The following is a 25,478-nucleotide window of genomic DNA, read 5'->3' on the forward strand; positions in this document are numbered from 1 at the left end:
GATGTCTGAACCCAACGCCTTCGCGACGCGTCAGCGCAAAACAACACTCGGACGCTGCCACCCAGGTTGCCGACAGTTAGGACCCGACCTCGCGATCGACGCCGCTGCGCCTAGGCCCTGGCTCGGAGGGCGAGCCACATTGCCGAGTATCCGCCTCTGTCAGCCTGCTTTGCTCTTGTTGCTGCTGCAGCTCCTACTGCTCGGTTCCACCACGCAGCCAGCCACTGCCCAAGCCAACGCCTTCCCGACAGCCTCGGAGCCTGCCACAACATTGAGCCGGTCAATCGCGACAGGTACAGCCGCAGACTGGTTGCAACGCTACCAAGCGCTCGCGGATGAAGCCCCTGCTGACTGCCCGATCGCACCTATCCCGCCACTCGGTACGCATGCACCAGCGCGCGCATTCGTTCTCGCCCCGAGTCTAGAACGACCAGGCGCTGCTCTGAGCGCAGACGCGGACACCGATTCGGGATCGGGGCAGGGACTGGCTCCACCCACTGAACCCCTGATCGCGGTGATGAAGGACCCGATCGTTGAGCGTTTTCTCCTACTAGCACAAGACGCCCGGGGCTGCATCCATGCCGGCGAGACGGGTCGGCTGGTGCCGTTCGATCAGCGCGCGATCTCTAGCCCCTTCCCGAATAGTCGACTTCCGCTGAACTTGGGCACGACACCACCGGTCGCCCTCGTGATCGATCACAAGTCGATTCGCCCCTGGATCACCTTGATGCCCGAATCCCAATTCCAGCGCCTTAGCGAGCGGCTCTGGATTGCGCTGGGTATGTTCACAGGCATGCTGGCGACCCTATTCGTGATCGCCATTCTGATGATGCGTTATCAGCGCAGCGCGCTGACACTGGCTTATCTTGGCTATATCAGCGCCCTACTCTTCTTTCAGTTCCAAGCCGTCGGGCTCGGGGCCGTTTGGCTCCCGTTCTGGCCGGAGCCGAGCACCCACCATCTGCTGCAAGCGCTCGCGGTCGGCACCGCCGTGATCGGCATGGCCCTGCCGGTGTTCGCCTTTCTACGCCCCTGCGGTCACCTCCGCAGCCTGCTGTTGATCAGCACCGGCCTCAGCGCGAGTAGCTTCTACCTCTCGGCCTTCACCGCCGAGGCCTATCGGGTCGGCGCAGCCGTTATTCCCCTCCTCGCGGTCTTGGTCATCCTGCTTTTAGCAAGGCGCCTGCGCGATGGCGAGCCCGGCGTGCGCTGGTTTGCCGTCGGTCTCACCGCCGCGATCCTGGGTGGCGGCATCCAGGCGGCCGCGGTCGTCACCCAGGGCACATGGCTACCGCCGACGAGCGCATTCGCGTTCCCACTTGGCAATCTGGTGGAATCGATCTGCTGGCTGATCGCAATCCTGATGCGGCTCAAAAGTGAGAACCTCGCATTGCAGCAGCGCTTGATCGACGAGGCTCATCACGACCCTGTCACCGGGGCTTATAGCCGCGCCTTCATGACCGAGCGGCTGAACAATGCGATTGCCGAAGCCAAATCCTCATCCGGGGTCACCCCTGGACTGATCTACATCGATCTTGGCGACTTCAAATGCGTCAACGAGCGCTTCGGCCAGGCACGTGGCGATCAAACGCTGCTCACCTTCGCGCGCATCCTCTCGGAGCTGGGCTTCGACGCCGATGCGATCGGCCGCTTCGGCGGCGACGAATTCATGATCCTGATGCAGGTGAATGCCCATTGGAGCCATACCGAAGGGGCGGCGGCAACCATTCTCGGGCGCTTCCGCGAGCCACTCCAGATCGGCGGCGACAATATCCTCCTCAGGCCCGATATCGCCCTGCTGCGCATCACCCAGGACGACAAGGACGTTGACCAGCTTATGCAGGATATCGGCCTCGCGCTGCAACTGAGCAAGCAGCTCGGGGGCCGCCGCGCAATCCTCTTCGAGCCGCAGATGCGTGCCCGCGCCAAGATGCAGGACGAGCTCCGAAACGAGCTTGAGCGTGCCATCCGCAACCATCAGCTCGATCTGCATTTCCAGCCTATGGTGAGCCTCGAGAACCTATCACCGGTGGGGTTCGAAGCTTTACTGCGCTGCGAGCACCTGAGCCAAAAGGGGTTTAGCATCGAGCAGGTGTTCGCCGTCGCCGAGTCAGCCGGCATGCTGAGCAGCCTTGGCAAACGCATCATCGAGCTCGCACTGAGCCAGATTGGCACCTGGCAGCGCCAAGGCGTCTGGTCGCCTGGACTCTTCCTGAGCATCAACGTCTGCCAGCAGCAGCTCATCGACGAGCAGTTTCTGGAGTCTCTGCACCGGGCGTTACAGGATCACGGCGTTGATGCCAGCGCGATTCGGCTCGAGCTCTCCGAAGGCTCGCTACGCGCCGATCTTGACTGGTCGCACCAAGTGCTGCCCCGGTTGTTGAATCAGCACATCCTGCTCGGGATCGATAATTTCGGCACCGGCTTGGCTTCGCTGACCATGCTCGCCGACCTGCAAGCAGACTACATCAAGATCGACCGCAAGCTCGTCGCCGCGCTGGCCAGCTTGCCTCGGGCGCAGATACTCGCGCGCGCCTCACGCCAGTTCGCTGCCGAAACTGGCAGTCTGGCGATCGCCGAGGGGATCGAGACCAACGCCCAGCTCGAGACCCTCCGCGAGCTTGGCTTCGAACACGGCCAAGGCCATCTGATTGCGGCGCCAATGTCTGGGCCAGAGACCGCGGATTGGCTCCAGCTCGCGGCTCGCACGCATGACCAGCTGCACGACCTGGACAACTGGCAACGGCAGCTGCATTAACCTCAATAGCCGGTCCTGATCACCAGGGCATCAAACTGCGCAATGGTGCCAGCACGAGACCAGCGAGCAGCGCGATCAGACAGGCGGCCAAAACCAATTGCAAGGCGCGCCGTAGGTCATCAGCCCCCAATTCCGCGGGCCAATCAGGGTCGCCCATGAAGACTGCGTTGACGAGATGGCCCTGATGCCAGATCGGACCGACCAAGCGCACCCGCAGCGCGCCCGCGAAGGCCGCCTCACTCCAACCAGAATTTGGGCTTGGCAGCAACGCGTGATAGCGCAATGCGGTTGGAAAGACCAGCCGCGAATGCAGCCGCAACAGGGCCGCAGCAAGCCGGATCAAGGGCACCGAGAGACGCGCCGGCAGCCAGTGCACCAGATCATCGGAGCGGGCGCCGGCCCAGCCAAAGCGGGCATAGCGCGCGTTCTTATAGCCCACCATCGAGTCCAGGTTCGAGACCACCTTGACCAGGATCAGCCCCGGCAGTCCAAAGAGGCACAGCGCCCACAGCGGCGTCAGCACGCCATCCGTTAGGTTCTCAGAAAGGCTCTCGATGGTCGCGCGCACCACCCCAGCGGGTGGCAGGGTCTCGGTATCGCGACTCACCAGCCTCTGCAGCTCAGCTCGGGCCAGGGGCAGATCATCGAGGGCCGCAAGCACGCGCCAGCCCTGGGTCAACAGATCGCGTGCGCAGAGCAGACTATAGGCGATAAAGAGATCCCAGCCCATTGCAAGCCAGGGATGGAGCAGCGCCAACGCCGCATGCACCAGCCACCAGCTGCCAAGCGCGCCAGCGACCGTCGCGAGCCAGAGTAGGACACCCCCCAGATAGCCGTTGAGTCCGACCGCGAAGAGCCAACGCTCGCAGCACAGCGTCCAGGCGCCAAGCACGCGGATCGGGTGCAGCCGATAGACCGGATCGCCGAGCAGCGCATCGAGCGCGCAGGCCCCGAGGATCAGCAGCAGATGCACGCTCAGTCCCATTTGCGAGCGAACCCCAGGGCAACGGCGCGAGCTGCAAGGACGCCAGGCGCCAGATCAGGCTGAGATTGCAGCGCCTCGCGCAGCGCGGGGAACTGCTCGGGCGCAACAGCAACCGCCGCTGCCAGCAACGCCGCCTGATTGATCATCGCCTCCCGCGCCACCTCGGCGTGCAACACACCGGCTCGAGCCAGATCAATGATCTCAGCCATGGCATAGGCGGCAGCCGCAGCCTGAGGATCATGGATCAACGCCATCAGATTGTGCGCGAACAACGCAGCCTCGGCTTGCTCCAGCTCCGCCTCGGCCTGAGCCATCAGTGCCGCCTCATCGCAGCCATGACGACCGAGCGCGCCACAGACCGAACGGCGCAATTCGGCACAGACGCCGTTCTGCAGCAGGATGCAACGGCTCACCGCCGCATGCACGGTCCGCCCCAACAGCTCACCGAGGCTATTGTGGCCGCCGGCCCAGTTGCGCTCCCAGTCTCCCGGAGCCGGCAAGGGCGCGGCGATGACCAGTTGATCCGTCCCGGTGCCGGTGGCCAGACCCGCCGACTGCAAGCTTGGCATCCGCAGGTCGAGCAACGCAGCGCTCTTGGCTTCGGTCACCATGGTGACCGCCCGCATCAGACAGGCCGCCGTGCAAGGCTGATTGATAAAGACCAAGAGCACGATGGTGCCTGAGCCAACCTCATCCGGTGGCGCCATCAACACAGACTTGACCGGCACTCGGGAGTCAGCATCTGCAGGCTGGATCGGCCGACTACCCTCGGGATACTCGTGCCAAGCGGCTGGGTCGCCAGCTCGGGTCGCGTTGCCGAGCACACCCGCCGTCGCCGCCACCGAGACGACAAGCTCCTCCTGAGCTGCCTGCGAGAGGACGGCACACTGCATGTTTGCGGCGGTCGACATCAGCGCCGTCGTCTGCGGCGGCAGGCCAGCGTCCACACAGGCCTGCATGTGAAAGGCATCCCGGCCGGACCACGCTGATGGATTGCGCACAGACTGCCGATGGTGGGCAATGCCCTCGCAGCTTTGGTGATTAGCAACGTGGGTCAGATCCTCGCGCAGCCCGCCGTTGACCTTGCAAGTACTCAGCACTCGGTGCGGACGCTTGAGAGCCGCCCAAAGAAAACGGCCCTGACGAAGGAGCCGGTAATGCTCGGTCTCGCTCAGTAACATGGCGCTTTCGCAGGACATCGTGTGGCTCGCAACCCGCTCAGCCATCGGCGCATGGCCGCGACTCAGGCCGGCCCCGCCGAGGTCTTTGCCGAAGCGATCTTCGCCTGCACGCGGGCTAGGCCGAGCGCGCCAACGCCATCAGCTGATAGGGCTCTAACAGCAGTTCTTGCGTGGCGATGATGGTCTGACCCGCGAAGAGGTCAACCATGGTCTTGCGCATCCCCATCTGGCGCAGCCGGCGTGCCTCGAGGCGCTGCGGATGCTCACTGAAGTTGCCCACCACAAAGACCGTGGACTGCTCACTGGAGCGCAGAAAGCCAAAGACCTGGCGATTGCCGGTATCCAGCAGTTCGGTATCGCCGCGCGCAAATGCATGGTTGTGGCTGCGCACCTGCAGCAGCCTCAGCAGGCCCTGATACACTCGACCCGTCACCGTCTCCATATCGCGACGCTGGTCTGCGCGCTCCCAATCGAAGGTGCCGCGATGCAGCCAGCGCGAGTCGCCGACCTTCTCGGCGTCCTGATCGTAGCTATAGTCATTCAGGGTTGCGATCTCGTCACCAAGATAGATCAACGGGATGCCGCCGATCATGATAATGACGCCATGGATCAGCAGGATGCGGCCGATCCCCAGCTCGAGCTCAGACTTATTCTGCTCGGCGAGTGCTTTCTCGATCCCCGTCAGTGAGGCACAGGTACCGGATATCCGCGCGTCACCCGTCACCGGGTCTTCTTGGAAGGGTGCACCACGGGCAAAACTACCCTCGAAGCGACCGGTGTAGAAACGCGTCAGGAAGTTCCGGTGCCGGTCTGCATCGAACCCAACGGCCTCAACATCGTCGTTGGCAAAGGCCCAGCCGATGTCATCATGGCAGCGCACATAGTTGACCCAGGCACAACCCGAGGGCACCGCGAAGCGGCTCTGCATCGCGCGTTGCAACACACGCACATCACGGGTCGCCAACGCGTCCCAGAGCAGCGCCATCAGCTGCGGGTTATAGGAGAGCGGACACTCGTCCATGCTGATGTATTCGCGCACTTCGTCTGGATGCACGATAGCCTCAGACTTGAACACCATGGCCGGCGCGGCAATGCTCACCAGTGCATTGAAGGCCTGGATCACCCAGTGTGCCTCAGGCAGATTCTGGGAGTTCGTGCCCAAGCGTTTCCAGAGAAAGGCCACCGCATCGAGACGCAGTATCTCGACGCCCTGGTTGGCCAGGAAGAGCATCTCCTCGAGCATCCGGTTGAAGACCTCCGGATTCTCGTAGTTCAGATCCCACTGATAGGTATGGAAGGTGGTCCAGACCCATTTCTTGATACCGGTGCGATAGGTGAAGGCACCCGGATGATCCTCACCAAAAACCTCAGGCATGGTCTTCTCATAGAGATCCGGCAGGGTGCGATCAGGGAACATCCGATAGTAGCCCTGATGCGCACGATCGCCTGCCAGCGCAGCGCGTGCCCAATCATGCTCGTCACTGGTGTGGTTAAAGACGAAGTCAAGCGTCAATGAGATGCCATGATGACGCAGTTCAGTGGCTAGATCCGCCAGATCATCCATCGTGCCCAGCGTCGGATCGACCTCCCGGTAGCTACTGACGGCGTAGCCACCATCATTATCGCCGTCGGGCGAGCGGAATACCGGCATCAGGTGCAGGTAGGTAATGCCGAGCTCGGTCAGGTAAGGGATACGCTCGCGCAAGCCCGCCAGGTCGCCCGCAAACTGATCGACGTAGCACATGGCGCCGACCATCCGATTGGACTGGTACCAATAGGGATCGGCGCCGCGCATCGCGTCCAGCGCCTTGAGTTCTGGCGAGCGCGCGATCCACATCTCGGTAGCCGAAGCGACGATACTCTCGAGATGGTAGAAGAAGTCGTAATAGCCGCCATAGAGACCATACAAGCGCTTGAACAGACGCGGAAAGTGGCGTTCGAGACGCTCGCGATAGCCGAGCCATTCGACTTCATCGACGGCGGTGCTAAAGCGCTGCTCGAGCCGCGGTAGCAAGCGCGCAAGTGAACGGTCCGCCTGCTCGCGCACCCAGTGTTCGTCGTTGATCGGCGTCTTGTTATCCATGAATACTTCAATCAGGAATGCTTCAATCGGGCCCGCGGATCAGGCCTCTGCATCGCCTTAGTTGTCGCCCTCAATGACGGCACCATAGCCGTCATTGCCCTCGACAAGCACGAGCTTGCCGAGCGTTGGATGACGCACAACGATGATAGGCCGCGCCCGATGCCGGTACTGACCGCTGCAGTGTGACCGATGGACCTTGGCTCAGGCAACTGCAACGACGGGGGCCTTCAGCACCAGGATCACATCGGCAACTGGCGGCGCGCCTCTCAGCTGGCCTTGCCGCTACGGCGCAGCACAACCGTGATGGCGATACCCGCCAAGGCCGCCATGACGGTGCTGATCAACAGGGCGTTATCTTCGAGGAAGGCAATACCGATCGTGCTCGCAATCAAGAAGGCGCCAAACAGCGACATCTTCCAATCAATATAGATGCCGGACAGCAGTGCAGAGAGTCCAAGCACATAGGCGACGATAAAGCCCTGACTCTCCGCATTCAGGAAGTGTGCGGTATCGCCCATGAACAGCAGATTGATCACGAGCAGCACCGCCCCCCAGTAGAGAACCTGTTTGCCGATGTAGATCGCCTTGTCTTTGGTTTCTTCACCGGACAACCGCCAACCACCGATCAGGGAGACCAGCGCAACAAAGGGCATAAACATCTTCCAAAGCTCAGTCGCACGCTCAGGGGCTGAATCGGTCATCGCCGTGAGCACAATGGAGGCAACATAGAGCGCGAGATAGGGCAGGCTGACGAAAAGCACTTTGTTCCACCCCGACTTGGCGGTTTGCTGGTCGTTGTTCATTCGGGCTTCAGACACCTTGAGTCTCCTCTGTATTGGCAGGTTAAGACTGTGGAAAACGGCTCGCTCATCAATCCCGGCCTGTGTCGCGCACAGGCATAGGCGCCTAAGCCAGATCAGCGAGGCGCATGATCGGCCTCGACGGCCTCGTGCAGTCGCTCGTAGACCTGCGGAAAGCTGTAGGCGACCCGGTTCCAGGACGGGATCAGCTTGGCCTCCTGAGGGCCCTTGGTCTGCATCCAGGCGTCCCAGAGGAAGCCTCGAAAATGGCCGGCAGCGGCTTCTTCTTGGTAGAGGTCGTAGGACAGGTCGTTCACATCAGCGTCATAACTGTACTTTCGGACATAGGTCAGCGCGGTCTGATAGTAGGTGTGCAACAGCATATCGACATAGGCATCGTCGAGCGGAACACCATGCGAGCGCATGTACGTCAGATAGAACTTGGCGATGTCGACCACCATCCGATGCAATCCCTTGGAGGTATCGTCCGGCGACAGCTCCTGATGCTTATGCTCGTAATTCGCCGCCAGATCGATCTGCGCGACCTGTCGGCGCGTCAGTTGGTCGTAGACCTGGGACAGCGTGGCGACCTCGAGACCCCAGTCATAGGCAATGTTGAGTCCTCGCGCTAGGTCTGAGGTGAAGCAAAATTCACCCGCCAACGGATACTTGAAACCGCGGTGGTACTCGAAAAAGCGCTGCAGCTCCGGCTTCGCCTCATTGCACATCACGCGCGACAAGGTGTCCACGAATGGGGTGACAAAGAGCCGCGTAACCCGCCCCTTCATCGACCGCTCGCTCGGCGAGATGCGCGCGTAATACCCCTTGCAGAATTGGAAGGCATTGTTCGGGTTGGCGACCGGCTCGATCAGCCGACCGAGCATGGTGCGATCGTAAGTCACGATGTCGCAGTCATGCAGCGCAATGGTATTGGCCTCACCGCGCGCAAACAAATAACCAAGGGCCACCCAGACCGATTGCCCTTTGCCCTGTTGCCCCGTGGGGATGCCGTGCTCGCCGAGCTCGGACAGTAGTCCTTGGATACGCGGCCCATCCACCCAAACGACGCGAACTAGGCAATCCGGGCGGGCCAAGCGGCCAAAATAGGCTTGCGCCTCGCGAAACTGGGCTTCTTCGGACGCCCCTCCCAAGGCAACCAGGATACTACGCAGGTAGCGGACTTCAGCGATCCGCTCGACGATTCGATCCAGCACATCGCCATTGCTGATCTCACTGAAGAGTGAAGGCAGCAGCAAGCACATATGATCCTGCTTGGCGTGCGCCTCGAGCTTGCGCTCAAGCCGCGTCAGATACTGGTCGCGATCAAAGGCCTCATGCAGCCCATGTAGCGTCGTGATCTGCGGTTCTTGGTGAAAATCGGCCATGCGCTGCTCTCAGCTCCTGCCGTGGATTGCGGCACGATTGACCGCAGGCACAGTCGACCGGGCGTGCCGGACGACTGCTTGATCATCGTGAACGAGGTGCCTATCGAAGTGGCGCCGGGGGTTGATAATGCCGCCTATTCGTGGGCAATCCGCTTGTCGGTGAACAGATAATCCTTGAGCTCATCGTCAAATTTTGCGTCACGACGCCGAATCCACTCGAGCACCATCGCCGCATGCTCCTTCTCTTCATCACGGTTGTGCGCAAGGATGGCACGCAGCTCGGCGTCCTTGCAGGCATCGACACGTTGGTTGTACCAGTCGACGGCCTCAAGCTCCTCCATCAGTGACAGAATCGCGCGGTGCATATCGCGCGTTTCATCCGACAGCTCAGTGATTGGCTCGTGATAACCCTCGTTGGACATCGCTGGTCTCCGAAGCGGGGGGTCGCGGAGGGCGACCCTGGAATAGAACGAACGGGACAGCGCCAAAACGGCTGCGTCTCCGCTCAAGGCATTGTCCGAGCCTGAGCGAAAAATTACAACGCGAACTGACCCCATTGAAGCCAACCGGAACCGATCCCCCCCTCGGTACGCTCGCCGATCGGACTCGGAGAGCCGGCGCGGCCCGGTTCAGGCTCGAGATCAAGAGAAGGCCCTGGCGTCCAGAGACAGCCCCGCTGTGCTTGCGCCGCCGACGCCACGGCTCGCCTCACCCACTGAGACGAGCACCTGAGCATCGCGCGGCAGCACATCCACCTCAGCGCCGGAGGCAATCAGCTGTTCCGTCTCCATCACCTCCATCACTGCCGCCAGTGTCTCCGGGTCCTCACGGCCAATCTCATTCAGGGCCTCGCCGACCACCCGTGGCCGGGTAGCCGCTGCCTCAGCCATCTTCTGCGAGACCTTGAAGGCGGTCTCGCTCTTGATCAGGCCCACGCGATTCTCGCCATCCTGCTTCATCGCACTCGTCACCTGAATCAGACGCTTGACGACCTTTTCGGTGATATTGTCGACCATCTGCCGATCAGTAAAGGCGACCTTGCGGATGTAGACCGAGCCCAGCTTATAGCCCCACTTCTCCGACAAGGGCGAGACCGTGGTCCGGACCTTGCGGCTGAGCTGGTGACGATCCTCTAGCATCTTGTCCATCTCAAGGTTAGACAATGTGGAGATGGTCGAGCTAGCGACATTCGCCTGCAATGAACCCTCCGGGTTCGCGTTCGTAAAGAGGTAGGCCACCGGATCGCAAACCTGCATCTCATACCAGATGCCGACGCCCATCGGCGTGCCCTCCTCCGAGTTCACCATCAGGTCGCGGAGGTAGTACTGCCGCAGTGCGGTGTTGACCAAGTAGCGTTTACCGAAGAAGGCCACCAGCAGGGCCTTGGGGCCGAAATAGGCAACCGGGAAGCGGAGTCCGGGCTCATCGAGGGTACCGATGACCTTGCCGAAGAGCGTGAACACTTGGGATTCCCGCTCGCGCACAATGGCATAGAGGCCCAACTGCCTAGCCATGCCTAGCACGACCGGGATTGCGATGATCCCAAACAGGAAGGCGATCAGAGGGGACAAGGTCGCCATCGGCATGCTTAGGCACCTCCACGCGATGGTTGATCAGTAGCAGGTGATCCCATCACCATCGCCACGCCCTCATCGGCTGTCGGACCTGCTACCTGGATGATCCGTTTTGCCTGTTTTAGCAGCGGGATACGCATGTTGCGGATATAGGCGCGCAAGGCACCCCCGCCCCCAGTGCGCTTAATCCCCATCAGGGTGGCCGCCAGCTCACGTAATGGCGCCACTTCTGCCTGAGCGTTATTGCTGGCGATATCGACAGCCCGCTTGCTCATGGTGATTTGCTGCTCAGCGTCCGCGCGTGCGGTGCTGATATCGGCGGCGACCTGATTGCGCGTACTATTGATCGCCGACAGAGCGCGATCGACCTCGGGCGGTGGATCAATCTGGGTGATCAACGCCGCATCCAGCTCGATCCCATAACGCGCTCCGGTGGAGCGACATTGGCTCTCCATATAATCATTGATCAGCGGCAGGTTCTTGCGCAGATCGTTAATCGACACCCCCTCGGTCAGCTCAACCGCCGCGCTCGATGCCTCAGCTGAAACGTCGCCGGTATCAACCAAGCTCTGCCCTTTCGGATCGACGAAATTGGCAATCCGCTCGCGCAGCACGGCAATAAAGTAGCCCATGACATGCTCGAGAGGGCTATCGACGCCGAAACAGTAGGCATACAGATTACCCTCGGCGACACGGAAACGAATCTGGCCGTCAACGCCCGTTGTGAGATTGTCTTTGGTCACGGCCTCGATCGTCGACTGACGCTTGGTTGGGTCCCAGGTCAGGTCGATCGATTGGGTCGCAATGTCAACCTTGTGGACCTCTTGCCAGGGCCATTTGAAATAGGGGCCTCCCGGACCGATCACGCGCAGTTGCGGGAACTGATAGCGCTCGCGCTCGTCTTCATTGAGGCTCTCGTCAGCGACCCACTGATCGCCCAGTCGCACGGCCCGCCCGAAAGAGGTCAGCACGGCCCGCTCATTGGGCTTGACGGTGTAGAGCGCTCGAATAAAGACCTTGACAATGACATAAACGATAACGCCCAAAAGAAAGGTGACTAGCAGCATCAAAACCCCCGTGCCTGAAGAAACCGCCGCAAAGAGCGGGATCATGGTTAGGTTAGGCGAACCGAAACCACTGAGGATGCAGAGCCTAGGGCCTCAGCATCGGTCGCAGAGCTCGCTGATCAGCCTTTGACCCTCGCTCGCCGAGGTCTTGAGCAGGCCAGAGGTTCATCGATAGGCCCCGCAAGGGATCAAGCGCCTCCATTGGATCGAACGACGTATCCAACGGACTCGCATCCGCTGCCCGCTCAGCCTTTTGTGTCATCCTCGGCGCGCTCTGATCGAGGAGCAACAGTTCTGTATCAGGGCCATCCTCTGCATCTGTGTTTAGGCTAGCCTCAGGCAGGCTGTTTGAAGCCGTGGGCGCAGGGACTCCGGGCGAAGCCGACGGCCCTGGCCTCGAAGCCGTTGCCGGCGCTGACTCCACCACCGGATCAACCACCGGGGCCTCTCGAAACACGATGCGGTCAGCGCTGGCCGTGCCCCCGAGACTGGCGAGCAGGCTCGCGTCGCGCCGATAGAGATCATTCCGGAAACCAATGCGCCCCTGGTCGTCAGCGCGTGCGGTCAGATAGTAGAGCAGCACGGGCAAGTGCTCCTCAAGATTCACATAGCGCGTGCGGCCACTGCCGACGATTCGCTCGATCGCACTCATATCCCAGTTCTGGTCCCCGTTCTGGGCAGCCAGGATCTCTTGGGCAAGATTCAGCGGTTCCTGAACGCGCACACAGCCATGGCTGTAAGAACGCTGATGACGTGCGAACAGATGACGGCTGGGCGTGTCATGCAGATAGATCGCGTGACCATTCGGGAACATGAACTTGACTTTCCCCAACGCATTCCTTGGGCCAGGCTGCTGAACCAGACGGTAGCGCCGAGCGTCGGTTGGATTCGACGGATAAGCCCGACGGCCAGTGCGCCGATCAATCACATGATAATCACCGGGAACACCACGCATCTTCCTCTGAATGGAGCGCGGTACCGACCAGGTCGGATTGAAGACCAGATACTCCATCTCATCGCGAAACATCGGCGTCTGATTCTCATCGGTGCCAACCACCGCGCGCGTGCTCCAAACGGTCTGGTGATCGCGCACCAACTCCAGCTGGAAGGCGGCAATGTCAACGAGCAGATAATCAGCAGGGAGTTCATGATAAAGCCAGCGCATCCGCTCCAGGTTGGCGCGGATCACGGCAAGGCGCTCATCGAGCGGCTGATTCAACGCGGCCAAGGTGCGTGGGCCAATGACCCCATCGACCGCCAAACCAGAACGACCCTGGAAGGCGCGCACGGCCTCATAGAGGGCCTTGTCGTAGATATCCGGATCAGCCGTCGGCGGCAAGTCATCAGCTTCGAGCAGCGCAAGCTGGTCGCGGATTCGCGGCAAGCGTGCATCACGCATCCCCACCCTGAGGTTTGGCCCAGCCGCGATCGGCGCCCAACCGCCTTCCAACTGCAGGCGCTGGCTCAGCGCCAGGTAGCGCGCATAGCCGCGCTTCAGTTGCTCGTAAAAAGGCGCCTGCGGCAGCCGCTTTTCGACGGCCGCCGGCAGATCCTCTGCAGCGAGCACCATTTGCATTTCAGCCTGCAGCTCGACGGCATCGACCGAGTCGACGAACGTCCAGTCCGGATTGACCTCTTTCGGGTTGTATTTGCCGTACTGGAGATGATGCAAATAGCGCAACAAGGCATCACTGAGAGTCAGGTCTGCACGCCAGTGCTCGGCGGTATTCTCGCCAGAGGCTAGCACAGAGCCGGGCAATAGGGCCTGAATCGCGTCAGCGTTGAAGTCTTGAGGCTCGAGGCCCTGTGCCACACTGCCCTGCGCGAGCTTGTGCATGGCCGCTGCTTGCGCCGGGCTCCAAGCGGGACGAAATGCGCGCGCCGCATAGAACTCGCGCAGCAGCCGTGGCGAGAACAGATCCAGATCATCCAGCACCTGGTCGAAAACCAGATCCCTGACCTCAGGCAGAGGGGGAGGCGATTCAACGACCGCTGCACGCTGCGCAGGAGAGAAAGCAGAGGATTCAAACAGAGTTTGCTGTTCGGGCTCGGGTTCGGGCTCGGGCTCGGGCTCGGGCTCGGGCTCGGGCTCGGGCTCGGGCTCGGGCTCGGGCTCGGGCTCGGGAACAGTCTCAGCCACGGAGACAGGAGGGGTTGCAGCAGACGCCGATGTGCCCTGCTGAGCAAATAGGCCGGCAGGGCCGAGGATGGCAAGGATGCCGCCGATCAGCAGGTAACCAATCGGAACGCTACCGCCCGGGAAAAATATCGACATCGACCGCGCCCCCTTGTTGGTGATCAAATGTCCCGCCTACCCCGACCCTGCTCTGTTCTGCTCTGTTCTGCTCTGTTCTGCTCTGCTAACAGCAACCGATTAGGATTCTCCGGCCAGCTGGACACGACCTTGCTGGTCGACCGACTCCATGCGCACATCAAAGCCCCATAGGCGGCGAATGTGTTTCAGCATCTCGTCAAGGGAATCGCCCAGTGGGCGACGATTGTACCGGAAATGACGCAGTGTCAGCGAACGATCGCCACGCAAATCGACGTTGTAGACTTGGATATTCGGCTCGCGGCTGCCAAGATTGTATTGATCCGCAAGTTGCTGTCGAAGGTGCCGATATCCGGTCTCTTCGTGGATCGCCGTAATCTCTAGGGTGTCTTCCCGATCGTCGTCGGTCACGGCAAATAGGCGGAATTCGCGCATCAGATGCGGCGAGAGGAACTGGGCAATAAAGCTCTCATCCTTGAAGTTGCGCATCGCGAAGTCCAGCACCTTCAGCCACTCCTGTCCGGCGATATCGGGGAACCAGTCGCGATCCTCGTCGGTCGGCTCCTCGCAGATGCGACGGATATCGCGCATCATCGCAAATCCCAAGGCATAGGGATTGATGCCGCTGTAGTAGGCTGAGTCGAACGGCGGCTGATAGACGACGTTGGTGTGCGATTGCAGCACCTCCATCATGAAACCATCGCCGACCAGCCCCTGATCGTAGAGCCGGTTGAGCAAGGTGTAATGCCAGAAGGTTGCCCAGCCTTCGTTCATCACCTGGGTCTGGCGCTGCGGGTAGAAGTACTGCGCGACCTTGCGCACGATGCGCACGATCTCCCGTTGCCAAGGCTCGAGCAGCGGTGCGTTCTTCTCGATGAAGTAGAGCAGGTTTTCCTGCGGCTCGGCTGGAAAGCGCCCATCATCCTGAAGACCCTCTTCCTTATCCATGACCGGTAGCGTGCGCCACAGATCATTCACCTGCGACTGCAGATAGCTCTCGCGCTCGGCCTGCCGACGCTTTTCCTCGGCCATCGACAGAGGTGACGGACGACGATATCGATCCACCCCGTAGTTCATCAGCGCATGACAGGAGTCGAGCAACAGCTCCACCTCATCGGTGCCGTAGCGCTCCTCGCAATCGGCGATATAATTTCGCGCGAAGACCAAGTAATCGATGATCGCGTCAGCGCTAGTCCAGGTCTGGAACAGATAATTGCCCTTGAAGAAGCTATTGTGGCCATAACAAGCATGCGCGATCACCAACGTCTGCATCGGCAGCGTGTTCTCCTCCATCAGATAAGCGATGCAGGGATCGGAATTGATCACGATCTCATAGGCCAACCCCATCTGCCCGCGCCGATAGGTCTGCTCAGTAGCGACAAACTGCTTGCCATAGGACCAATGATGGTAGTTGATCGGCAGACCCACTGATGAGTAGGCGTCGATCATCTGCTCCGACGAGATCACCTCGACCTGATTGGCATAGGTGTCGAGGCCAAATTCATCATGGGCGACCCGCGCAATCTCTTGATCAAAGCGTTTCAAGAGCGGAAAGGTCCACTCCGAGCTATCGGAGATAATCCGGTTGCTTGCCATAGCGATCTGACACTAAGCCTCTTGGCGTTTGAAGAGTTCGCGAAAGACCGGGAAGATATCATCGGCGCCGTTGATCTCTTCCATCGCGAAGTGCGGAAAGGCCGCTTTCACGTCCTGATAGGCATACCACAGGCTTTGGTGCTGCCGCGGCGTGATCTCGACATAGGCGTAGTAACGCAGCAGTGGCAACAGATCCTGAATCAACAGATCGCGACAGATGCTCGAATCGGAATCCCAGTTGTCGCCATCTGAAGCCTGGGCAGCATAGATATTCCAGGTCTCGGAATCGTATCGCTCGCGAATCACCTCATGGGCCAGCTGCAGCGCACTCGAGACCACGGTGCCGCCGGTCTCGCGGGAATAAAAGAACTCCTGCTCATCGACCTCTTGGGCAATGGTGTGATGGCGAATAAAGACCACGTCAATCTTGTCGTAGTTTCGCTGCAGGAAGAGATACAGCAGGATGAAGAAGCGCTTAGCCAGGTTCTTGCGCACCTGATCCATCGAGCCGGAAACATCCATGATACAAAGCATCACCGCCTTACTCGTTGGCTCAGGCTGCTTGGTGAAGGATTGGTAGCGCAGATCAAAGGTATCGATAAAGGGCAAGGCGGCAATGCGAGTCTTGAGCCGATCGATCTCCTCACGGATGGCAACCAGCCTGGCATCCGGCTCTTCGACACCCGAGGCCAGCAGCTCAGCCAGGGCCTCTTCAAGCTCGCGAATCCGCTTGCGATAAGGCGCGCCGAGCGCGGTTCGACGGGCGACAGCGCCGCGCAGCGAACGTACAACGTCGATATTGCTCGGTGCGCCCTCGGTCGCATAGCCCGCGCGCACGGTCTTGAACTCGGTGGTGCCAACCAGTTGGTTACGCACCAGGTTCGGGAGCTCAAGGTCATCGAACAAGAGATCGAGAAACTCCTCGCGAGACAGCTCGAAGACGAAATCATCCTCGCCGCCACCACCACGGCCCGCACGCCCTTGTCCGCCACCCTGACCCTGGCCCCCTTCTGGGCGTTGCACCCGGTCGCCAGCCTCGAATTCCTTATTCCCAGGATGCACCATATCCCGCTGGCCACCCGGGCCGTGATGGAACTGGGGCTCTGAGATGTCCTTCGATGGGATACCGACCTGCTCGCCGCCGTCAATATCGGTAATGCTCCGGCGGTTGACCGCGTCCGACGCCGCGCGTTTGAGCTGCGTCTTGTAACGCCGCAAGAAGCGCTGCCGATTGACAGTGCTCTTGTTCTTGCTATTCAGCCGTCGATCGATGAAATGAGACATAGGCAGGCGTGTATTTCCGGTTGCTCGTCCATCCTGTTGACGCTGGGGCCGAGCCGCCAGCGCAACGCCGATCTACTGCGACTTGCGCACGCGCAGATACCACTCGGAGAGGAGGCGCACCTGCTTAGGTGTGTAGCCCTTTTCGACCATGCGGTCGACAAATTGGTCGTGCTTCTTCTTCTCGTCGCTCGAGGCCTTCGTATTGAAGGAGATCACGGGCAGCAGCTCCTCGGTGTTCGAGAACATCTTCTTCTCGATCACGACGCGCAGCTTCTCATAGCTGGTCCAGCGCGGGTTGGCACCGTTATTGTTTGCCCGCGCACGCAGCACGAAGTTGACGATCTCGTTGCGGAAGTCCTTCGGGTTCGAGATGCCAGCGGGTTTCTCGATCTTCTCAAGCTCCTCGTTCAGCGAGCCGCGATTCATCATCTCACCGGTATCGGGATCGCGATATTCCTGATCCTGAATCCAGTAATCCGCATAGGTCACATAGCGATCAAAGATATTCTGACCATATTCGGCATAGGACTCGAGGTAAGCGGTCTGCAGCTCCTTGCCAATGAACTCAGCATAACGCGGCGCCAGATACTGCTTGAGGAAGCCGAAGTAGCGATCCTGCACCTCCTGCGGCAAATGCTCGCGCACGATCTGCTTCTCGAGTACATAGAGGAGATGCACCGGGTTCGCGGCCACCTCAGTATGATCGAAGTTGAAGACCTGTGACAGGATCTTGAATGCAAACCGGGTCGAGATGCCGGACATGCCCTCGTCAACACCGGCGTAGTCGCGATACTCCTGCACCGATTTCGCCTTGGGATCGGTATCCTTGAGGTTCTCGCCATCGTAGACCCGCATCTTCGAGAAGATGCTCGAATTCTCAGGCTCTTTCATTCGTGTCAGCACCGAGAACTGCGCCATCATCTCGAGTGTGCCAGGCGCGCAAGGGGCCTGGTTCAGCGTACTATGCCGCAGCAGCTTATCGTAGATCTGCTTCTCCTCGGTGACGCGCAGGCAATAGGGTACCTTGACGATAAAGACGCGATCGAGGAAGGCCTCATTGTTCTTATTGTTTCGGAAGGTTTGCCACTCGGATTCATTCGAGTGCGCCAAGATGATGCCTTGGAATGGGATCGCCGATAGACCCTCGGTAGCATTGTAATTGCCCTCCTGAGTCGCCGTCAGCAGCGGATGCAGCACCTTGATCGGCGCCTTGAACATCTCGACGAATTCCATCAGGCCCTGATTGGCTCGGCACAGCGCGCCTGAATAGCTGTAGGCATCGGCATCGTTCTGCGCGAAGTGCTCGAGCTGGCGGATGTCGACCTTGCCAACCAGTGCTGAAATATCCTGGTTGTTTTCATCGCCAGGCTCTGTCTTAGCGACCGCAACCTGCTCGAGGATCGATGGATAGAGCTTAACCACGCGGAATTTAGTGATATCGCCGTTATATTCCTGCAGCCGCTTCACCGCCCAAGGCGACATGATGCTGCGCAGACAGCGTGTCGGGATACCATAGTCTTCCTCAAGGATCTTGCCATCTTCCTCAGGCGAGAAGAGCCCAAGTGGCGACTCGAACACCGGCGAGCCCTTGATGGCATAGAACGGGATCTGCTGCATCAGCTCCTTGAGCTTTTCCGCCAACGACGACTTGCCACCGCCGACCGGGCCGAGCAGGTAGAGGATCTGCTTCTTTTCCTCCAGGCCCTGTGCCGCGTGCTTCAGGTAGGAGACGAGATGCTCAATGGCTTCCTCCATCCCGTAGAAATCCGAGAAGGCTGGATAGCGCTTGATGACCTTGTTCTGGAAGATCCGGCTCAGCCGTGGATCATTGTGGGTATCGATCAGCTCCGGCTCACCAATGGCGGCCAACAGGCGCTGAGCTGACCCCGCATAGACCATCGGGTCGCTTTTGCACAGCTCCAGATACTCTTGCAGACTCATGTCTTCCTCGCGGGAAGACTCATATCTGGCCTGATAGCGCTCAAAGATCGACATTCAAGATACCTCGCTCGGAATTCACGATCGGGAGGCGCTGCCGGAGCGCGCGGCTGATGCCGCTGCTGCCACCGACGCGCCAGTTAGTCTGTTTTCTCGGCCTCGGGCTCTCTTAGCAGATGAACGCCCCGAGCCTGTTATGCAAGCTTCTCTCTCAACTGCCCACTCACATTACCCGCCCACACTGCCCGGGTCTTCCTCGCCGCTCAGGCTGCATCGTCGCCGCGACGAAGTGCCACCAACACAGGCCAGATCCTGAGGTCCCAGTCTGCGCCCGCGCTTCGCCGGAGATTGGCTTTCGCGGGAGACCAGCCGAGGCAGCAGGGTTGCCATTCACTCTCTGTACAAACTCTGCCCGTGCAAACTCTGCCTGTGCAAACTCTGCCTGTGCAAACTCTGCGCCACGCTCCCCTGCAACGCGCCGACACTCAGGGACTTGCGCTGATAATGCCAGCTTCAGGTGCCCTTTAGTCAAGCAGTCGCACCAAATCGGTGCGGCATCATGCGGCTAGGCCCGTCGAGTCGCTCAGCTCTCAGGATTCAACCCAGGTCTTCTCAGCCCAGCCCAGCGCCTTATGCAAGCGCAATGTCCCTGATAACGCCATCGCGTTAGACCGCGATCGGTTAGAGCACCATCGGTTAGACAGCCCCCGTTGCTCGGGTTCAGCCCCTCTGCCGATGCGCATCACCTGAGGGCGCTAATCCTCATCCAAGAGCATGAAACAGATCAGCGTCGCCACCAACCCAATCGTCACCAGGCAGCCCAGCCCCCCGCAGACCAGTAGCAGCCCGGCAGCACCGACCCAGGCATAGAGGCAGTAGGCCCGATGATGTCGGTAGATGTGGCTGCGCTTGCGTTCCTGAAAAGAGCGATAATCCGAGCGCCCGGCACAAAGCCAGTCGAGGGCGCGCCTTGGCCACTCGCTGAGCGGTGTTCGCGTCGATGGTCGTCGCATCGGAGCCATAGCGGTTACCTTCATCATCGCGGCCTGGAGGCAAGGGCGATACGCCAGGATGGCCAGCCCGTCCTCGACTTAGAGGCAGACCCGTTAGAAGCATGCCTATTAGCGGCCACCTGGCAAGCGACGCCGAGCGTTTCTCAACGCGATCACTTTCTCGGCGCGAGAACAGAGTGAATGGGAGAAGTGAATGAGTGACGAGCCAATGAGAAGCACGCAGATTCGCATCCAGTCCACCCCTTTTGACCCGTTCGCAGAGCAGGATGAGCTGCGCCGCGGCCAGCCTCAGGTTGGCGCGCTAGTCGCCTTTGTCGGCCTGATGCGGGATCTGAACGAGGGCGCAGATATCCGCGCCATGACCCTCGAGCATTACCCGGGGATGACCGAGCGCGCGCTCGCGAAGATCGCAGCCGAAGCCCGACGGCGCTGGTCGCTCGAGGGCATTCGTATTCTGCATCGCGTCGGTCACCTCGAGCCCGAAGATCCCATCGTGCTCGTCGCAGTCACCAGCCGGCATCGGGGTGATGCCTTTCGCGCCTGCGAGCTGATCATCGATTACCTCAAGACCGACGCACCCTTTTGGAAGAAGGAACGCACCGAGAACGGGGAGAGATGGATCGAAGCGCGCGACAGCGACGGCCATGCAAAGGCCCGCTGGCATGATCGCGCTGACAGCAACCTCAGCTCAGTGCCGACACCGCCGGGCTGATGCTCAAGCAGTGCCCGCCGTTGATCTGGTGCACGTTTCAAGCGCGAAGCCTCAGCCTTCAATCTCCAGCGATTGATTCCCGAAACCGACTGACTCAACCCGGCACGGTCGGAAAGCCAGCGCGCGGCCCCATCTCAAACCGATCACGGGCATACAGCGGTGGCGATTGCATATAGATCGCGACCAACTCGGCGAGCGATTCAAGCGCCTCCTGATGGATGCGCTCATAACCGTGCGAAGCGTCGATGCCAAAGGTCACCAAGGCCGTGCGCACATCGTTTCCTGCTTCGAGTGCGGCAGCGCTATCCGAACGGTAATACTTGAACACATCGCGCTGGTGTGGGATCTGGAATTCTTGGCAGATCTGGATGATGCGATGCGTCAGATGATAGTCGAACGGCCCACCCATATCCGCCATGCAGATGGTCGCACCAAATTCGCTCGAGTTCTGACCCGGTGCGGTGGTGCCGTTATCAATGGTCAGCATCTCGGCGACATCCTTGTGCAAGGCCGCCGAGGCACCGGAGCCGACCTCTTCCGAGATCGTAAACAACGGATGACAATCGACTGGGAGCTTGACCTTGCTCTCCTTCACGGCCTTCACCGCCGCCAGCAGCAACGCCGCACCCGCCTTATCATCAAGATGGCGTGAATTGATAAAGCCGGTCGCGGTGATCTCGGGCGAGGTATCGATGGCGACGAAATCGCCCACATGCACCCCAAGCTGCAGCAGATCCTGCAGATTGAACACCCGCTCGTCGATGCGAAACTCGACGTAGTCCCATCCCCCCTCTTGCTTGTCGATCTCGGGGCCAAAGGTATGGCCCGAAGCCTTCATCGGCAGGATGGTGCCGCGATGCTGGCCAATATCGGTGAACAGGGTGCAGCGCGCGCCCTCGGCAAAGCGCGAATTCCAATGGCCAACCGGCACCAGTTGCAAGCGCCCGTTCGGCTTCAACGCCTTGACCATCGCCCCCAGCGTATCGATATGCGCGACGATGGCCTTGTTTGGTCGCGCCGCCTCACCCTTCAAGGTCGCCCTGATGGCCCCCCGGCGCGTGAGCTCGAAGGGCACATCAAGCCGCTCGAGCTCTTCGCAAACAAGATGCACGACACGGTCGGTGTATCCGGCCGGGCTGGGTGTAAACAGGAGTTTAAGCAGGATATCGAGCAGGTACTCGGTATCGATTCGAAGATGCTTCAAGCGCTGAGCTCCCGGGCTGCGGTCTGCGGAAAGAGCAGATCAACGAAACGCTCAGCGGTCGGCTGCGGCTCATGATTCGCCAACCCCGGCCGCTCATTGGCCTCGATGATCACATAATCGGATGCGGTCACATCAGGTACCAGAAAATCCAGGCCCGTCACTGGAATGTCAAGCGCACGGGCGGCTTTGCACGCGGCTTGAGCCAACGCTGGACTCAGGTCTGAGGTGACATCATGGATGGTGCCGCCTGTGTGGAGATTCGCGGTTTTACGCACGATCAGCGTCTGTCCATAGGGCAAGGTGTCATCCATCTTGAAGCCGGCCTCGCGCACGCAGCGCTCCGTCTCGTCGTCCATCGGGATGCTCGACTCGCCACTGGTTGCAGCGCGCCGCCGCCGGCTTTGGATCTGAATCAGCTCACCGATACCATGCGCGCCAGTGCCGACGATCTGAGCCGGCTTGCGGATCGCCGCAGCGACCACCTGAAAATCGATGACGATGATGCGCAGATCCGAACCGATGCAGAACTGCTCGAGGATCACCTGCTCGCAGATGCGACGCGCATTCTTGATCGCGCGCTCAAGATCATTCGGATCGCGGATGTCGACACTGATCCCAGCCCCTTGCTCGCCACGCGCTGGCTTCACCACCAGGCTCCCGTGGCGGGTCAGGAAGGCCTCGGCCTGATCAAGCGCCTCGTAAGGGCATTGATCCGGCACCTTGAGCCCCGCCCGCTTGAGCAGGCGTTGGGTCACGGCCTTATCATCGCAGCGGCTCATGGCCACCGCCGTGGTTAACTCACTGAGTGATTCGCGGCAGACGATGCGCCGCCCACCCAACCCCAGCGCAAAATAGCCCGCCTCGGCATCGACCACCTCGATGCCGATCCCGCGCCGTCGCGCCTCGTTGACAATGATGGCCGCATAGGGATTCAACTTTGCCGCCGGCTGCTTACCGATAAATAAGGGCTCGTTATAGGCATTCTTGTTCTTCAACGCAAACACCGGAACCCGCTCGAAACCGAGCTTCTCATAGAGGCGAATCGCACCCTTGTTGTCATGCATCACCGAGAGATCCAAGAACGCACGGCCACGCGCCTGATAAAACTCAGCGACTTGACGGACCAGCGCCTCACCAATGCCAGGATAAGGCGCTTGGGCATCGACGGCCAAAGCCCAGAGGCTCGCGCCACGTTCGACATCCCTGAAGGCCTCGACATGATCGATGCCATTCACGCAGCCAAGGATACCGCCGTCCTGCTCATCCATCGCGACCCAGAACTGCACCACGCGCGAGGCCCGCTGCCGCCAGATGAACTCAGCACTCGGCGGCACCATCCGGCGTGACGCGTACAAGCGGTGAACCGCCTCGGCATCGGCGCGGTTGTTGAGCAGCCGCACCACAAAGCCCTTTGGCCTGCGAGGCGAATACTGGTAGCGATCCAACCACAAACGAAAGGTATGTGAAGGATCGAGAAACAGATCCTGCGGCGCATAGGAGAGCACCACGTGAGGATCACGCAGGTACATGGCCACATCGCGCCGACCATCGCCCTCCTGTTGCAGGCACTGCGCCAGTTGCTGCGGATCATTGAAGGTCTGGCCAAAGATCAGCCGCCCCCAGCCACAGTCGACCGCGGTCTCCGACCAGATCTCATTCTCGTGTCGGCGCTTGTTGTCCCAGCTACTCACCGACTGCGCCCGCCGACGTTCGAGCCGGTGATGGATGTGCTCTCGCGTGCTCATTGCGCTGTCCCCTCGCCCGGATTGTCCGGTTATCGATTCTCGTTACAACTTCCGCCGCAGGCCGAGCACCTCAGATCCCCTGCTCTTGTAGCCAGAGCTCCAGCAGTGTGACCTGCCACAATTTGGAGCCGCGCAACGGCGTAATGTGCTCATCTGGTGCATCGAGCAGCTGCTGCACATAGGCCGGTTGGAACAGCTCGCGCTCGCGTGCACGCTGACTGAGCACCGTCTCGCGCATCATCTCGAGCACCTCGCCACGCGGGTACTTCAAGGCTGGCACCGGGAAGTAGCCCTTGGGTCGGTCGATGACCTCACTCGGGATGATCCGCCGCCCAACCGCCTTGAGGACACATTTGCCGTCATCGCAAAGTTTGTGCCGCGCCGGCATCCGCGCCGCCAGCTCGACCAGCTCATGATCGAGGAAGGGCACGCGTGCTTCCAGGCCGGCGGCCATGGTCATGTTGTCGACGCGCTTGACGGGATCATCGACCAACATGATCTGCTGATCGATACGCAGCGCCTTATCGACGGCTGCCTCGGCGCCCGGGAGCGCGAAATGATCGCGGATGAAGGCGCGGCTATGGTCCTCGCCATGCAGCCGCGGATGCACCGCCTGCAGATACTCGGCATGCTCGCGGTCACAGAACACGCGCGCGTAATCGGCCGCCGGGTCCTGGCTCTCGAGCATGGGTGGATACCAGTGATAGCCGCCGAAGACCTCGTCGGCGCCCTGCCCGCTCTGCACCACCTTGACGTACTTGGCCACCTCCTGCGAGAGGAGATAGAAGCCAATCACATCATGGCTGACCATCGGCTCGGACATCGCCCGCACACAGCCGGGCAGGCTCGAGAGCAGCCGGTTGCGCGAATCGACCTGGATCTTGTGATGGTCGGTGGCGTAGTGCTTGGCGATGATGTCCGAGTACTGGAACTCGTCGCCGACCTCGTCACCCACGCTCTCGAAGCCCACCGAGAATGTATTCAGCCCGCGCTGACCCTGCTCAGCGAGCAGACCGACGATCAGGCTCGAATCGAGCCCGCCTGAGAGCAGCACGCCAACGTCGACATCGGCTACCAGACGGCGCTCGACCGCGGTGCGCAGCGACGCCAGCAGTTGCTCCTGCCAGTCCTCGAAGCTCATGGCCTGCTCTTCGGGACTGGCGACGAAGCTCGGTTGCCAGTACTGATGATCGCGCACCTGGCCATCGGGCTCGATCACCCGAATGGTCGCTGGCGGCAGCTTGCGGACTCCACGCAAAATGGTGTAAGGCGCCGGCACCACGGCATGAAAGTGCATGTAATGGTGCAGCGCGATCGGGTCCAAGTCGGTATCGATACCACCGGCCGCGAGTAATGCCGGCAGGGACGACGCAAAGCGGAAGCCGCCAGGCAGCTCAGCGTAGTAAAAGGGCTTGATGCCCAGTCGGTCGCGTGCCAGCGTCAAGCGTCCGCTATCGCGCTCGGCGATCGCGAACGCAAACATCCCATGAAACCGCTGTACGCACTCTGGCCCCCAGGCATGGAAGGCCTTGATGATCACCTCGGTATCACTATGCGAGAAGAACCGATAGCCTTTGCCAATCAACTCTTCGCGCAGCTCCTTGTAGTTGTAGATGCAGCCGTTGAAGGCGATGCTCAGCCCAAGCTCGCTATCGACCATGGGCTGATTGCCATGGGTGCTGAGGTCGATGATGCTGAGCCGGCGGTGGCCAAGCGCGATCTTCGCCTGCTGAAAGAGACCGCTGCCGTCGGGTCCGCGGGCCTGCATGCTCTGGTTAACGGCCGCCAGCGCACCAAGATCGATGGCTTGGCCGTCAAAACGGATTTCACCGCAGAATCCACACATCTGGACATCCTCAAGACTAGGTTTGGTTAGGGCTA

At 60.5% G+C, this 25,478-nt stretch carries 18 protein-coding genes; 2 read left to right on the forward strand and 16 right to left on the reverse strand.

Features of this window, described 5'->3' with window-relative positions; all coding sequences use genetic code 11:
- Positions 1–517 precede the first annotated feature (517 nt).
- A complete protein-coding gene (locus VBE63_RS01535) occupies positions 518–2,758 on the forward strand; it encodes a putative bifunctional diguanylate cyclase/phosphodiesterase (protein ID WP_323681223.1) in 2,241 nt (746 codons plus the stop codon).
- Positions 2,759–2,777: 19 nt separating this feature from the next.
- On the opposite strand, the gene cbiB is transcribed toward VBE63_RS01535, so the two are convergent.
- From cbiB to VBE63_RS01600, 13 genes are all read right to left on the reverse strand, one after another.
- The gene (gene cbiB, locus VBE63_RS01540) at positions 2,778–3,743 is read right to left on the reverse strand and encodes an adenosylcobinamide-phosphate synthase CbiB (protein ID WP_323681224.1); all 966 of its coding nucleotides are present in this window, start codon (positions 3,741–3,743) and stop codon (positions 2,778–2,780) included.
- A complete protein-coding gene (locus tag VBE63_RS01545) occupies positions 3,734–4,942 on the reverse strand; it encodes an adenosylcobinamide amidohydrolase (RefSeq protein WP_323681225.1) in 1,209 nt (402 codons plus the stop codon). The genes cbiB and VBE63_RS01545 overlap by 10 nt, the downstream gene beginning before the upstream one ends.
- Positions 4,943–5,039: 97 nt before the next feature.
- Complete coding sequence (locus tag VBE63_RS01550) at positions 5,040–7,007, reverse strand: alpha-amylase family glycosyl hydrolase (protein WP_323681226.1); 1,968 nt, start codon at positions 7,005–7,007, stop codon at positions 5,040–5,042.
- A 266-nt stretch (positions 7,008–7,273) separates the two neighbouring features.
- Positions 7,274–7,825, reverse strand: a complete 552-nt coding sequence (locus VBE63_RS01555) for a hypothetical protein (protein WP_323681227.1) — start codon at positions 7,823–7,825, stop codon at positions 7,274–7,276.
- Positions 7,826–7,923: 98 nt separating this feature from the next.
- Complete coding sequence (locus VBE63_RS01560) at positions 7,924–9,192, reverse strand: hypothetical protein (protein ID WP_323681228.1); 1,269 nt, start codon at positions 9,190–9,192, stop codon at positions 7,924–7,926.
- 134 nt (positions 9,193–9,326) lie between these two features.
- Entirely contained in the window at positions 9,327–9,614 is a 288-nt protein-coding gene (locus VBE63_RS01565; protein ID WP_323681229.1) for an encapsulin-associated ferritin-like protein, read from the reverse strand.
- A gap of 219 nt (positions 9,615–9,833) precedes the next feature.
- Positions 9,834–10,778: an SPFH domain-containing protein gene (locus VBE63_RS01570; protein WP_323681230.1), complete on the reverse strand. Its 945-nt coding sequence runs from the start codon at positions 10,776–10,778 to the stop codon at positions 9,834–9,836.
- Positions 10,779–10,780: 2 nt separating this feature from the next.
- Complete coding sequence (locus VBE63_RS01575) at positions 10,781–11,833, reverse strand: SPFH domain-containing protein (protein WP_323681231.1); 1,053 nt, start codon at positions 11,831–11,833, stop codon at positions 10,781–10,783.
- Positions 11,834–11,918: 85 nt separating this feature from the next.
- Complete coding sequence (locus tag VBE63_RS01580; RefSeq protein ID WP_323681232.1) at positions 11,919–14,108, reverse strand: L,D-transpeptidase family protein; 2,190 nt, start codon at positions 14,106–14,108, stop codon at positions 11,919–11,921.
- A gap of 99 nt (positions 14,109–14,207) precedes the next feature.
- The gene (locus VBE63_RS01585; protein ID WP_323681233.1) at positions 14,208–15,701 is read right to left on the reverse strand and encodes a SpoVR family protein; all 1,494 of its coding nucleotides are present in this window, start codon (positions 15,699–15,701) and stop codon (positions 14,208–14,210) included.
- A gap of 12 nt (positions 15,702–15,713) precedes the next feature.
- Positions 15,714–16,985 (reverse strand): YeaH/YhbH family protein, encoded by a 1,272-nt coding sequence (locus tag VBE63_RS01590; protein ID WP_323681234.1) that lies wholly within the window; start codon positions 16,983–16,985, stop codon positions 15,714–15,716.
- A gap of 72 nt (positions 16,986–17,057) precedes the next feature.
- The gene (locus VBE63_RS01595) at positions 17,058–18,980 is read right to left on the reverse strand and encodes a PrkA family serine protein kinase (protein ID WP_323681235.1); all 1,923 of its coding nucleotides are present in this window, start codon (positions 18,978–18,980) and stop codon (positions 17,058–17,060) included.
- A 698-nt stretch (positions 18,981–19,678) separates the two neighbouring features.
- A complete protein-coding gene (locus tag VBE63_RS01600) occupies positions 19,679–19,936 on the reverse strand; it encodes a hypothetical protein (protein WP_323681236.1) in 258 nt (85 codons plus the stop codon).
- A 193-nt stretch (positions 19,937–20,129) separates the two neighbouring features.
- Between VBE63_RS01600 and moaE the strand changes: the two genes are divergently transcribed.
- On the forward strand, positions 20,130–20,648 hold the full coding sequence (gene moaE, locus VBE63_RS01605) for a molybdopterin synthase catalytic subunit MoaE (protein WP_323681237.1): 519 nt from the start codon (positions 20,130–20,132) through the stop codon (positions 20,646–20,648).
- 94 nt (positions 20,649–20,742) lie between these two features.
- Here the strand turns inward: moaE and VBE63_RS01610 are convergent, their stop codons facing one another.
- From VBE63_RS01610 to VBE63_RS01620, 3 genes are all read right to left on the reverse strand, one after another.
- Positions 20,743–21,852 (reverse strand): osmoprotectant NAGGN system M42 family peptidase, encoded by a 1,110-nt coding sequence (locus VBE63_RS01610; RefSeq protein WP_323681238.1) that lies wholly within the window; start codon positions 21,850–21,852, stop codon positions 20,743–20,745.
- Positions 21,849–23,597: an N-acetylglutaminylglutamine synthetase gene (ngg, locus tag VBE63_RS01615; RefSeq protein WP_323681239.1), complete on the reverse strand. Its 1,749-nt coding sequence runs from the start codon at positions 23,595–23,597 to the stop codon at positions 21,849–21,851. The genes VBE63_RS01610 and ngg overlap by 4 nt, the downstream gene beginning before the upstream one ends.
- Positions 23,598–23,667: 70 nt before the next feature.
- Positions 23,668–25,443, reverse strand: coding sequence for an N-acetylglutaminylglutamine amidotransferase (locus VBE63_RS01620; protein WP_323681240.1), 1,776 nt, complete (start codon positions 25,441–25,443; stop codon positions 23,668–23,670).
- Positions 25,444–25,478 lie beyond the last annotated feature (35 nt).

The sequence above is a fragment of the Lamprobacter sp. genome (genome assembly GCF_034860625.1).
Classification (GTDB): Bacteria; Pseudomonadota; Gammaproteobacteria; order Chromatiales; family Chromatiaceae; genus Lamprobacter.